8 protein-coding genes are annotated in these 12,884 nt (G+C 72.4%); 2 read left to right on the forward strand and 6 right to left on the reverse strand.

Translation table 11 applies throughout. From position 1 onward, the window contains the following. Positions 1–194 precede the first annotated feature (194 nt). The 3 genes from ACWD68_RS22890 to ACWD68_RS22900 all read right to left on the reverse strand — a co-directional run bounded on the left by ACWD68_RS22890 (position 195) and on the right by ACWD68_RS22900 (position 6,162). Positions 195–1,640, reverse strand: a complete 1,446-nt coding sequence (locus tag ACWD68_RS22890; protein WP_451808288.1) for an aldehyde dehydrogenase family protein — start codon at positions 1,638–1,640, stop codon at positions 195–197. A gap of 506 nt (positions 1,641–2,146) precedes the next feature. After that, positions 2,147–3,814, reverse strand: a complete 1,668-nt coding sequence (locus ACWD68_RS22895; RefSeq protein WP_451808289.1) for a PucR family transcriptional regulator — start codon at positions 3,812–3,814, stop codon at positions 2,147–2,149. A 203-nt stretch (positions 3,815–4,017) separates the two neighbouring features. Then, positions 4,018–6,162: an ATP-binding protein gene (locus ACWD68_RS22900; protein WP_451808290.1), complete on the reverse strand. Its 2,145-nt coding sequence runs from the start codon at positions 6,160–6,162 to the stop codon at positions 4,018–4,020. Positions 6,163–6,464: 302 nt separating this feature from the next. Here ACWD68_RS22900 and gabT point away from each other — a divergent pair, with 302 nt between their 5' ends. Next, a complete protein-coding gene (gene gabT, locus ACWD68_RS22905) occupies positions 6,465–7,799 on the forward strand; it encodes a 4-aminobutyrate--2-oxoglutarate transaminase (protein WP_451808291.1) in 1,335 nt (444 codons plus the stop codon). A gap of 200 nt (positions 7,800–7,999) precedes the next feature. Beyond that, positions 8,000–8,947, forward strand: a complete 948-nt coding sequence (locus ACWD68_RS22910) for a phosphatase PAP2 family protein (RefSeq protein WP_451808292.1) — start codon at positions 8,000–8,002, stop codon at positions 8,945–8,947. Here ACWD68_RS22910 and ACWD68_RS22915 read toward each other — a convergent pair. From ACWD68_RS22915 to ACWD68_RS22925, 3 genes are all read right to left on the reverse strand, one after another. Then, positions 8,871–10,700: a chitinase gene (locus ACWD68_RS22915; RefSeq protein WP_451808293.1), complete on the reverse strand. Its 1,830-nt coding sequence runs from the start codon at positions 10,698–10,700 to the stop codon at positions 8,871–8,873. The two genes, ACWD68_RS22910 and ACWD68_RS22915, sit on opposite strands and share 77 nt — an antisense overlap. A 120-nt stretch (positions 10,701–10,820) precedes the next feature. Beyond that, entirely contained in the window at positions 10,821–11,279 is a 459-nt protein-coding gene (locus ACWD68_RS22920; RefSeq protein ID WP_451808294.1) for a hypothetical protein, read from the reverse strand. Positions 11,280–11,438: 159 nt separating this feature from the next. Beyond that, positions 11,439–12,866, reverse strand: coding sequence for an NAD(P)/FAD-dependent oxidoreductase (locus ACWD68_RS22925; protein WP_451808295.1), 1,428 nt, complete (start codon positions 12,864–12,866; stop codon positions 11,439–11,441). Between the last annotated feature and the right edge of the window lie 18 nt (positions 12,867–12,884).

Genomic DNA, 12,884 nt, shown 5'->3' on the forward strand with positions numbered 1-12,884 from the left:
GATTGTCACTAGACATGCCGTTTTCGGTCAGGTCCCGACGGCCGACGGCCGACGCCTTGCCGTGGCCCGCCGGCCGAAGCATTCCGTCCGGCCCGACTGCCGAAGCCTTCCCAGTGCGGGGCCGTGTCCTCGTACGCCGACGGCCCGAGCCCCCGCACAGCGGGCTCGGGCCGTCGGCTTCGGAAGGTCCGCCGTCAGAGGGCGATACCCGTCAGCACCAGCACACGCTCGTAGGTGTAGTCGTCCATCGCGAACTTGACGCCCTCGCGGCCGACACCGGACTGCTTCACACCGCCGTACGGCATCTGGTCGGCACGGTAGGACGGCACGTCGCCGATCACGACACCGCCCACCTCCAGCGCGCGGTGGGCGCGGAACGCGGTCTGCAGGTCGTGCGTGAACACACCGGTCTGCAGGCCGTACTTGGAGTTGTTGGCGGCGGCGAAGGCGGCGGCCTCGCCCTCCACCCTCTGCACGGTGAGGACCGGTCCGAAGACCTCCTCGCAGGAGATCGTGACATCGGCCGGCACGTCGGCGAGCACGGTCGGCGCGTAGGAGGCACCGTCCCGCTTGCCGCCCGCGAGCAGCGTGGCGCCGGCCTCGACGGCCTCGTCCACCCACGACTCGACGCGCTGGGCGGCGGCCTCGCTGACCAGCGGGCCGACATCCGTCGTGTCGTCGGACGGGTCGCCGGTGACCTGCGCCTCGACGGCGGCGACGATGCGCGGGAGCAGCCGCTCGTACACCGACGCGTCCGCGATCACACGCTGCACCGAGATGCAGGACTGACCGCCCTGGTAGTTGGAGAAGGTCGCGATCCGGGTCGCGGCCCAGTCCAGGTCCGCGTCGCTCGTGAAGTCGGCGAGGACGACGGCCGCGCCGTTGCCGCCCAGCTCCAGGGTGCAGTGCTTGCGCGGCACCGAGTCCATGATCGCGTAACCGACCGTCTCGGACCCGGTGAAGGAGATGACCGGAAGGCGCTCGTCCTGCACCAGGGCGGGCATCCGCTCGTTGGCGACGGGCAGGATGCTCCACGAACCGGCCGGAAGGTCGGTCTCCGCCAGCAGGTCACCGATGATCAGGCCGGAGAGCGGGGTCGCGGGCGCCGGCTTCAGGATGATCGGGGCACCCGCGGCGATGGCCGGGGCGACCTTGTGGGCGCACAGGTTCAGCGGGAAGTTGAAGGGCGCGATACCGAGCACGACACCCTTGGGGAAGCGGCGCGTGAGGGCGAGCCGGCCCTGACCGCCCGCATCGGTGTCGAGGCGCTGGGCCTCGCCGCCGTTGAACCGGCGGGCCTCCTCCGCGGCGAACCGGAACACGGACACCGCGCGGCCGACCTCGCCTCGGGCCCACTTGATCGGCTTGCCGTTCTCGGCGGAGATGAGCTGCGCGATCTCCTCGGTGCGCTCGGCGAGGCGGCGCGAGACGTGGTCGAGGGCGGCGGCGCGTACGTGGGCCGGCGTGGCGGCGAACTCGTCCCGCACGGCGTGGGCCGCGGCCACGGCCTCCTCGACCTGCGCCTCGGTGGGCACGCTGACCTGACCGACGACCCGGCCGTCCCACGGCGAGGTGACGTCGAACGTGGTCTCACCGGTGGCCTGGCGGCCGGCGAGCCAGAAGGCGTGGGTGGAAGTCATGTGCGAGTCCCGGCCCTTCCATGTCGAGGGGTGTTTCTGGTGGTCGTGCGCTTTCCAGTCCACGGTAGGGCCGGTTCCACCACCGGTCGTTTGTCCGGCACGTAGCAGTCGGGGGGCGGGGTGTGCCGGATTGGCCTGGTCGTGGAGGCGCGTGCCACTGCCGTGGGGGCCACCTCGGGCCCGCGGTGGAGGCGGGCGCGCCCTGGACGGAGCGGGGGTACCGGACGGGCGCCGCGGGCACGGGGCGCCCGTCCGGTACCGGAGGTGCCACTGGGCACGGGGCGCCGCCGGACAGGAGGCACCGCCAGGCAGGGGCGCCGCCATGCAGGGTGCGTACGGGGCAGCCGCTCAAGACGGCTGGCCGCGGTCACCCCGCCGTCGGCGTGGAGTCGTTGGCCGGCCTGTGCGGGCCCGGCGTCCCGGGTCTCCCCGGACCGTGCGGGGGACGTTCGCACCTCCCGCCCGCCCGGCAGGGGCTCCTGCCGCGGGCGACGGCGAGAAGGGGCTCACTCCCCCGGTGCGGTCGTGGTCTTCAGGGCCAGCCAGAGTTCCATGCGGACGTCCGGGTCGTCGAGTGAGCGTCCGAGGATCTCCTCGACCCTGCGCATCCGGTAGCGCAGCGTGTGCCGGTGCACCCCCAGGTCGGCGGCCGCCGCGTCCCACTGGCCGTGGCGCGACAGCCAGGCCCGCAGCGAGGCGACCAGGTCCCCGCGCCCCGTGGCGTCGTGTTCGTGGAGCGCCCGCAGGAGCCCGTCCGCGAACGCCCGCACCGCGTCGTCCGCGAGCAGCGGCAGCACGGACCCGGCGGCCAGTTCCTCGTGCTCGACGAGAAACCGGCCCCGCCGCCGGGCGACGGACAGGGCCTGTTCGGCCTGCTTGTAGGCGGCGCGGGCGGCGATCGGGCCGGCGGGCGCCGAGAGCCCGACGACGAGTTCGTTCTCGTCCCCGGTGGCCCCGCCGGACGGCTCGCGCGGGGCGGTCCGCGCCGCCTCCAGCACCACGGCGTAGTCCCCGCAGGCGGCGACCGCGGCGCCCCCGTCCACGGCGAGGACGACCAGCCGCTCCCCGTCGGGCACGACGAGCACGGACTCCCCGGCGCGCGCGGCGGCGGATTCGACCACCTCGGCGAGGCCGCCCATCGGATCGCCGTTGACGTCGGGCGCGGCGACCCCGGTCTTCGAGGGCGCGGCGGCGCCCACGCGCGCGTGCCCGTCGGCATGCGCCCGCCCGGCCGAGGCGGACACCGACTCGGCGATGATCAGCCGGAAGGGCGCGTCGAGCAGTTCGCCGTAGAGGTCCCCGGCGACGGCCCGGGCGTGGTCGGACTCCCCGGCGAGCAGCATCCCGAGCACGGCCGCGCCGATCCGCTGCTCGGCGGCGTGCAGGGATCGCGACCGCTCGGTGGTGAGCGTCAGCAGGGCGATCGCCGAGTGCACGGCGTAGCGCTCGGCGGTCCCGAGGGCTCCGGCGGTACCGACGGCGAGCGCGGCGCGCGGCCTGCGTCCCGTTCCGAGGGAGTGCAGTTCGACGCGGTCCTCCCCGCCCACCACCGCACTCGCGGGCGCCGGACGCTCCCGCAGCCGCTCCACGTCGGGGGTGAGGCGCGCGGCGCGACGGCCCGCCCAGTCCGGCGCGGTGGCGACGACGGCGCCGGACGCGTCGTAGAGCGCCGCCCATCCGTCGACCTGTCCGGCGAGCGCGGTGAGCAGTCCCTCCGGCCCGTCGTTCAGTGCCTGTTTGGTGAGTTCGCGCTGAGCCGCGAATCCTGCGGTGACGGCCCGGTACTGATCCGCGGCGATGGCGGCGGACACGGCCTTGTTGATGGCGAGGAAGGGCGTGCGCCGGGGCACTTCGAGGAGCGGCAGCCCTTCCTCCTCGGCCGCGTCGACGAGCGCCTTCGGGATCTCGTCGTAGTTGACCCCGACGGCGAAGCCGAGCCCGACGACTCCGGCACCGGCCAGCCGCTTCACGTAGCGCCGCATGACGTCCGGATCGTCCGCGTCCAGCTTGAGCGCGGTGATCAGCAGCAGTTCCCCGCCCTCCATGTACGGCACGGGGTCGGCGAGCTCGCTGACGTGTGCCCAGCGCACGGGCACGTCCAGGCGGTCCCCGCCGGCGCGCACCGTGAGCTTGAGCGCGGAGTGGTGGACGAGCGAGGCGAGCGTGGGGGGCATGAGGCCTTCAGGTCTGTGTGATCTCTGTGATCTTTTGTCCGCCGCGTATGAACGGCCTGTGTCGATTCTGCCTCACCGTACGGTCGCCGTGTGACTTCATGCCCATACGTCCTGCTCAGCGGGTCCGGTGCCCACGCGTCCCGCCGGCGAGGTCCCGAGACGCCGGGTCCACCCGCCCGGCGGCGCGTCTCCACCGGCTCCGTTCAGCCCCGCAGGTCCACCAGCAGCGGGGGCGCGTGCTCGCCCTTCACGCTGGTCAGCGACAGCACCGCGTGCCCCGGCGGCACCCCGTGGGCCAGTTCGGACGCGGACCAGCGCTCCCGCTCGACCTGACGCACGGTGACGGCCCGCGCGGTCGGGGCGTTGCCCGTGATCACCCGGCGCAGCATGTGCACGGCCTTGCCGGCCGGCGTCTCGGCGATGATCTGCCGGTCGGTGACGTCACGTGCCTCGATCCACTCCTTGCCCCAGACCTCGGCGAAGTCCTGCCCGTCCCAGGGGGTGAGCCCGGACAGGGCCATCCGGCATCCGATGGCCCCGAGCAGCGGGCTGCGCAGTGGCCGGGGGGCGTCGTCGAGGGTGCGCAGGGTCAGGACGGCTCCCGCGTTGCCGGACCGCAGCCGCTGGACGCCCCGTACGGCCTCGGGGGTGACGACGCCGCTCGCGTCGTCGAGGACGAGACATGCGAACAGCGACCGGTCCTCGCGCACCGCGACGCTCGCCGTGAACTGCGCGAGCACCAGCCGCGCGAGAATCCGGGATGCGTCGGCGTGGCCGCGGGCCGGCAGATCGATCCGGACCCGCACCGGATGGTCGAGGGCGCGCAGCGAGAAGGGCCGCGACTGCCCCGAGGTGTCGAAGAAGCCGGCGAACGCGGGCCGGTCGAGCAGCGCGACCCGGTCGGCGAGCACCCCTCCGACGTCCCCCGGATTCCCCAACTGCCTTTCACGGGCGTCGAGTTCCCGCAGCAGCGACTCCTGTCCGGTGTCCTCGAGGCCCTTGCGGAGCGCGCCGAGGGGTCCGGGAGCCCCGTCGAGCAGCTGCCGCAGCTCGGGCACGGACGGGAACCTGCCGTGGACGGCCTGGAAGGGTCCGAGCAGCTGGGCGAGCACGGTGGTGGACCGCCGGCTGTCGCCTCCGGGGTGCGGGTCGGCGAGATCACCGACGAGCGCCTCGGCGAGCACGGCCGCGGCCTCGTCGGGGTCGGTGGTCCCGCCGTACAGGTCGAGGTCGTACACGGACTCGGGATTCCCGATCCGTACGACGACGTCGTACGCGTCGACGGACCCGAGCCCGGCGCCCGCCGCGCCGACCACGACCACCGCGGCCCGCCCGGCGAGGGCGTGCAGGCACAGCGACTCGGCGAGCGGCCAGACGACACTGCCGGTCTTGCCGGATCCGGGGGGCCCGACGGCGAGCAGCGAGGTGCCCAGCAGTTCGGGTCCGAGGGCGAGTCCGGTGCCGCGGTAGGCGTACGGATTGCGCGCGTCGTCGGCGGTCGTGCCGAGCCGTACCTGCCCGGTGACGAGGTCGTGGCGCGCGAGCCGCCCGGGCAGATCGCGGTCCCCGGAAGGGTGCAGACAGGCGGCGGAGCCGTCCTTCAGTACCGCCCCGGTGAAGGTGGCGAGGCTGTGCCGCCCGCTGCGCACGCCCTGCCAGGCCCGCGCGATCCGGGCGTGGTCGACGTCGCGCATCAGCCCGCAGCGGGCCTCGGCGGCGAGCCGGTCCGCGGCGTCGGCGGCGCCGGCCGCGCGGAGCTGGTCCCACTGGACGGGGTCGTTCTCGGGGGCGGGCGGGCGCTCGCTCACGGGCGCGGCCCGTCGCCACGCGGGAAGCCCGTAGCGACGCCAGACCTCACTCCATCGGCCCAGCCGCCCGACGACGATCATGATGATGAGGGCGATCAGCGTGTAGTACCCGTACCAGAGGAACGCGTTTCCGACCCGGTCGTCGCTGTGCCGCCAGGAGTCCGGGGTGAACAGTTCGAGGGGCACCACCCACCAGCCCCCCAGGTAGCCGTTCCAGAGCAGCGACCAGATCAGCCACCCCACGAGGAAGGCGATCACCGCACCGCTCAGCAGCTGCCGGGCCGGAATCCGCTCCGGCTCCTCCTCCGGCCGCGGCCGGTGCCCGAACCGCCACACCCCGGGTGCCGCGTCCGGCCTGGGCGTGCGTGCCCAGGCCACGAAGGCCGACCCGTCGGGCAGCGGAGGCACCCCGGGCGCCCGTGCGGGCCGGGGCGGAGCGGACGGCAGGTCCGGCGCCGCCGCCCCGTCCGGCGGCCCTGCCGGACGCGGCACAGGATTGGCATGTGTGCCCCGCGCGTCCTGGGTCCCGTCGCTGTCCATCGCCCTTGCCCCCTGACCAGCCGATCCGTGCGTCGTCCGCGAGTCAATCTAGTGCCCCTGCGGGGCGAGTTCACCGTTTACAGGGCCGGGCCCGCTCCGGGACCGGAGCACCGGACGTCCACCCCTCTATGTCCACCGCGGACAACCGATTCCTCCGACAACGCCCACATGGAGCATGCCGACCCCCCGCCCCCGGCTCTAGCCTGCGAAGAAAGAAGGCAAGCGTCCGAAAACACCCCCGCCCGGACCACCCCGCGTTCGCCGGGGACCGTCCGGTTCGCAAGATCATCAGGGAGCCCCTCATGACCGCACTTCCGCAGGAGCGCCGCGTCGTCACCGCCATCCCCGGCCCGAAGTCGCAGGAGCTGCAGGCCCGACGCCTCGCCGCGGTCGCGGCCGGTGTGGGGTCGGTGCTCCCTGTCTTCACCACGCGCGCCGGCGGCGGGATCATCGAGGACGTCGACGGCAACCGGCTCATCGACTTCGGCTCCGGCATCGCCGTGACGTCGGTCGGCGCGAGCGCCGAGGCCGTCGTGCGCCGCGCTTCCGCGCAGCTCCAGGACTTCACCCACACCTGTTTCATGGTCACGCCGTACGAGGGTTACGTCGCCGTCGCCGAGGCGCTCGCGGAGCTGACCCCGGGCGACCACGCCAAGAAGTCCGCGCTGTTCAACTCGGGCGCCGAGGCCGTCGAGAACGCCGTCAAGATCGCCCGCGCGTACACCAAGCGCCAGGCCGTCGTCGTCTTCGACCACGGCTACCACGGCCGGACGAACCTCACGATGGCGCTGACCTCCAAGAACATGCCGTACAAGAACGGCTTCGGCCCGTTCGCGCCCGAGGTCTACCGCGTCCCGGTCGCCTACGGCTACCGCTGGCCGACCGGCCCGGAGAACGCCGGTGCCGAGGCGTCCGCCCAGGCCATCGACATGATCAACAAGCAGATCGGCGCCGACAACGTCGCCGCGATCATCATCGAGCCGCTGCTCGGCGAGGGCGGCTTCATCGAGCCCGCGAAGGGCTTCCTGCCGGCCATCAGCCAGTTCGCCAAGGACAACGGCATCGTCTTCGTCGCGGACGAGATCCAGTCCGGCTTCTGCCGCACCGGCCAGTGGTTCGCCTGCGAGGACGAGGGCATCGTCCCGGACCTGATCACCACCGCCAAGGGCATCGCGGGCGGTCTGCCGCTCGCCGCCGTGACGGGCCGCGCCGAGATCATGGACGCCGCGCACGCGGGCGGCCTGGGCGGCACCTACGGCGGCAACCCGGTGGCCTGCGCCGGTGCGCTCGGCGCGATCGAGACGATGAAGGAGCTCGACCTCAACGCCAAGGCGAAGCACATCGAGTCGGTCATGAAGACCCGCCTCGGTGCCATGGCCGAGAAGTTCGACATCATCGGCGAGATCCGCGGGCGCGGCGCCATGATCGCGATCGAGCTGGTCAAGGACGCCGCCACCAAGGAGCCGAACCCGGAGGCGGCCGGCGCGCTCGCCAAGGCCTGCCACCAGGAGGGCCTGCTGGTCCTGACCTGTGGCACCTACGGCAACGTCCTCCGCTTCCTGCCGCCGCTGGTCATCGGCGAGGACCTCCTCAACGAGGGCCTCGACATCATTGAGCAGGCCTTCTCCCGCATCTGACATACGCGTCGCCGCAGCACCGGAACCCGGGACACCGCCCAGGGCGGATTCCGCTTGGTTCCGGTGCTGCGGCATTCGGGGTCGGAGCGTGTGAAGAAGGTGTGCGAGGTGCATGACGGGACGCGATTCCGCCTGTCGGAGCCGCACCCCCTGCCGTAGGTTCTAACCAGATCAGAGATACACCTCGCCCACAGGGGACTGTGGGTGGCACCGGGTCGAGGCCTCCCCGGCTTCGCCCTGGTCGTGCCCTCGCGCACACACCCGGAGCTTCCGGCTTCGGTTCTCCTCACCGATCGGACAGTCGCCCGCCCCAAACCCCCCGGGGCGCGCGGCATTCCGGTCCGGACGGCCGCCTCGGAACCACCCCCCCTGTTCCGGGGCGGCCGACCCTCCTTCTTCTTTCCGCTTCGCGGACCCGCCGCCGCTCAGCGCCGGCGCAGCACGTATCCGGCGGCCGGACCTGTTCTGACAGGCTGTCCCCCATGCCACCCGTGCCCCTCCTCTTCTGCCTGCTCGCCCTCGGCTTCGTGATCATCACCTGGCAGGTCGTGGCGGACGGCCCGCTCCTGGTCCTGGACGAGCGGCTGAGCGGCGCCCTCGTCCACCCGGACCGGTTCTCCGAGTTGCTCGCCGACCTGGGCAACGTCCAGGTGGCGGTTCCGCTCCTCGCCGTGACACTGGGTTACGTCGCCTGGCGGAGGCGCGCCGCCGGTCTGGACCGGTGGTGGCTGCCGCCGGCCGCCGCCGCGGTCCTGATGGCCGTCCTCCCCGCGCTGATCGTGCCGATGAAGGAACTCGTCGCCCGGCCGGGCCCCCCGGTCATGGGGCCCGGCACCGGCTTCTATCCCTCGGGGCACACCGCCACCGCCGCCATCGCGTACGGCGCCGCGGCGTTGCTCCTCCTTCCCCGGCTCGACACCGCGGGCGCCCGCCGCGCGGTGCTGACCGTCTGTGTGACCCTGAACGCGTGCGTGCCGTTCGGCCTGGTCCGGCGCGGCTACCACTGGCCGCTGGACGTGGTGGCCAGTTGGTGCCTGTGCTCGGTGCTGCTGTACTCCCTGTGGCTCTTCCTCAGCCGAAGTACCCGTCGAAGTTCCGCGAGAACTCCCAGCCGCCGAACCGGTCCCAGTTCACCGACCAGGTCATGAGGCCGCGCAGGCCCGGCCAGGTGCCGTGGGTGGTGTACGAGCCGCAGTTGGTCTTCTTAGTGAGGCAGTCGAGCGTCCTGGTGACCTCGGCCGGGGACACGTAGCCGTTGCCCGCGTTGGTGGTGGCCGGCATGCCGATGGCTATCTGGTCGGGGCGCAGGGGCGGGAAGACGTTGCTGGCGTCGCCCGCGACCGGGAAGCCCGTCAGGAGCATGTCGGTCATCGCGATGTGGAAGTCGGCGCCGCCCATGGAGTGGTACTGGTTGTCGAGGCCCATGATCGAGCCGGAGTTGTAGTCCTGGACGTGCAGCAGGGTCAGGTCGTCGCGCAGGGCGTGGATCACGGGGAGGTAGGCGCCCGCGCGCGGGTCCTGGCCGCCCCACTTCCCGGTGCCGTAGTACTGGTAGCCGAGCTGGACGAAGAAGGTCTCCGGGGCCATGCTCAGGACGAACTTCGAGCCGTACTTGGCCTTCAGGGTCTTCAGCGCCGAGATGAGGTTGACGACCACCGGGGTGGTCGGGCTCTTGAAGTTGGTGTCGCTCGCGTCCAGGGAGAGCGAGTGGCCCTCGAAGTCGATGTCCAGGCCGTCCAGGCCGTAGGTGTCGATGATCTTCGAGACCGAGGAGACGAAGGTGTCGCGGGCGGCCGCGGTCGTCAGCTGGACCTGGCCGTTCTGGCCGCCGATCGAGATCAGCACCTTCTTGCCGGCCGCCTGCTTGGCCTTGATGGCGGCCTTGAAGTCGGCGTCGCTCTCCACCGTGGGGCACTCGGTGACCGGGCAGCGGGTGAAGCGGATGTCGCCCGAGGTGGTGGAGGTCGGTTCGCCGAAGGCCAGGTCGATGACGTCCCAGCTGTCGGGCACGTCGGCCATGCGCGTGTAGCCCGCGCCGTTCGCGAAGCTCGCGTGCAGGTAGCCGACGAGGGCGTGGGTGGGCAGGTCCGGGGAACCGCCGCCGCCCGAACCCGCCGACGTCGTCGCGGTCACCGTCGCCGACTTGGCCGACTCGCCGGCGTCGTTCGTCGCCGCGACCTGGAAGGAGTACGCCGTGGAGGCCGACAGACCGCTCACGGTCGTCGAGGTGCCGGTGGCCGTCTGGACCTTCGTTCCGTCGCGGTAGACGGCGTAGCCGGTCGCGCCGGACACCGCCGTCCAGGACAGGCCGACGGCCGAGGAGGTGACCGTGCCGGTCTTCAGGCCGGTGGGCGCGGCCGGCGGCTGCCCCGCGTCGACGCCGGGGCCGGTCAGCGAGACGTCGTCGGCGTAGTAGGTGCCGGTGCCGTACCAGCCGTGCGTGTAGATCGTGACCTTGGTGGTGGCGGCGCCGGTGCGGAAGGTGGTGCTCAGCTGCTGCCAGTCGGGCGCGGACGGGGTCCAGGTGCTGACGTCGGTCGTACCGGTGCCGGTCGCGCCGAGGTAGACGTAGCTGCCGCGGACGTGACCGGAGAGGGTGTACTGCGCGTCGGGTTTCACGGTCACGGTCTGGGAGCACTGCGCGAAGTCGTTGCCGGCCGGGGTCGCCTTCAGCGCCGAACCACCGCTTCGCACGGGGGAGCTGACGGTGTTGCCCGCCGTGCAGGTCCAGCTGTCCAGGCCCGACTCGAATCCGCCGTTCCTGGCGAGGTCCGCGTCGGCCGCGCGGGCGGCCGACGAGAGCGTGACGAGGCCGGGCAGGGCCAGGGCGGTGGCCGTACACAGGGCGAGAAGCCTTCGATGACGACGGGCGAACGGTCTGTTGTGTCTGGTCCGGTCCACGACTGCCTCCGGGCATGGGGGAATTGGAGGGTGGAGCGCGCCCAACTTGGTCCAGACCAATTCGCTTGTCAAGACCTCTGACAGGCAACCGGCTCCGGACGGCCGCCGGGCCCGGCCCCCTCACCGCTGCCGGTCCTCGTTGCCGGCCAGGCCCGCCGCGGCCTCGTGCATGGCCAGTTCGAGCAGGGCTGGGTCCGTGAGAGTGCCCGAGCCGTCCGGCGGGACCAGCCACCGGACCCCGCGGGTCGACCGTCCCGGGTACGGCACCACGATCCAGGTGCCGTGGCCCGCCGTGCGCACCCCCGTCCCGAGCCACCGGGCCGCGGTGCCCGCGGGCACGAAGAAGCCCATCCGGGCGTCACCGAAGTCGACGAGCACCGGCCCGGGCTGGTCGATCACCCGGGTCAGGACGTCGAGCGTCGGATATCCGAGCTCGCCCGGCAGGATGAGTACGTCCCAGGCCCTTCCCGCCGGCAGCAGCGCGATCCCGAGGGGATTGCGCTCCCACTCCCAGCGGCAGGCCTCGGGATCCGGAGCCACGGATGTCAGCCACTCGACCGCCGCCTTGGGCCCTGTCATGACGGAACCTCCCTCTCGTGTCGACGCTGGTCGCGTCACAGAGGAGAGGGAGGTTCGGGCCGGGCATTACGCGGGTTCGGGCCACCAGTTCGCAGCGAACCGGGTCACACCGGCGGAGGTGGGCGTACGCCCGTGGATCACGTCCGGGATCGCGCGCCCTCAGCTGTCGAAGCCGAGGCCCAGCCGGTCCATCGCCTTCAGCCACAGATTGCGCCGGCCACCGTGCGAGTCCGCTCGTGCCAGCGACCACTTGGTGAGCGCGATACCGGTCCAGGCGAAGGGCTCGGGCGGGAACGGCAGCGGCTTCCTGCGGACCATCTCCAGCTCGGTGCGCTCGGTGCGCTCGCCCGCCAGCAGGTCCAGCATCACGTCGGCGCCGAACCGGGTGGCGCCGACACCGAGGCCCGTATAGCCGGCCGCGTAGGCGACCTTGCCCCCGTGGGCGCTGCCGAAGAACGCCGAGAACCGCGAGCAGGTGTCGATCGCGCCGCCCCAGGCGTGGGAGAAACGGACGCCCTCCAGTTGCGGGAAGCAGGTGAAGAAGTGCCCGGCGAGCTTGGCGTAGGTCTCGGGGCGGTCGTCGTACTCGGCGCTCAGCCGGCCGCCGTAGGGGTAGATCGCGTCGTAACCGCCCCACAGGATCCGGTTGTCGGCCGACAGCCGGAAGTAGTGGAACTGGTTGGCCGAGTCACCGAGACCCTGCCGGTTCTTCCAGCCGACGGACGCCAGCTGGTCGGCGGTGAGCGGCTCGGTCATCAGCGCGTAGTCGTAGACCGGGACGGTGTACGGACGGACACGCCTGACCAGGTTCGGGAAGATGTTGGTGCCGAGGGCCACCCGGCGGGCGCGGACCGATCCGTACGGCGTGCGGACGGCCATGCCGGCGCCGGACGGCTTCAGGGCGAGGGCGGGCGTGTGCTCGTACACCCGTACTCCGAGCTCCACGCACGCCCGCTTCAGGCCCCAGGCCAGCTTGGCCGGATGGAGCATGGCGACACCGCGGCGGTCGTGCAGCCCGGCCAGGAAGGTGGGCGAGTCGACCTGTTCCCGTACGGCCTCGGCGTCGAGGAACTCGATGCCGTCGGCGAGGCCCTCGCGCTCCAGCTCCTGGTGCCAGTCACGCAGTTCGGCCGCCTGGTGCGGCTCGGTGGCGACGTCGATCTCGCCGCTGCGCTCGAAGTCGCAGTCGAGGGAGTAGCGGGCGACGGCCGCCTCGATCTCGTCGAGGTTGCGGGCGCCCAGCTCCTCCAGCTTCCTGATCTCGTCCGGCCAGCGGGTGAGCCCGTTGGACAGACCGTGGGTGAGGGAGGCGGCGCAGAAGCCGCCGTTGCGGCCGGAGGCGGCCCAGCCCACCTCACGGCCCTCCACCAGGACGACATCCCGCCCGGGATCGCGCTCCTTGGCGATCAGCGCGGTCCACAGTCCGCTGTAGCCGCCGCCGACGACGAGCAGGTCGCAGGTCTCGGCGCCGGTGAGCGCGGGCTCGGGGCGGGGTTTGCCGGGGTCGTCCAGCCAGTACGGGACCGGCTGGGCGTCCGAAAGAGACTTCGTCCAATGATTACCACGGGTCATGGCGCTTGGGGCCATGATTTCCAACTCCCTACG

The sequence above is a fragment of the Streptomyces sp. NPDC005141 genome (genome assembly GCF_053599975.1).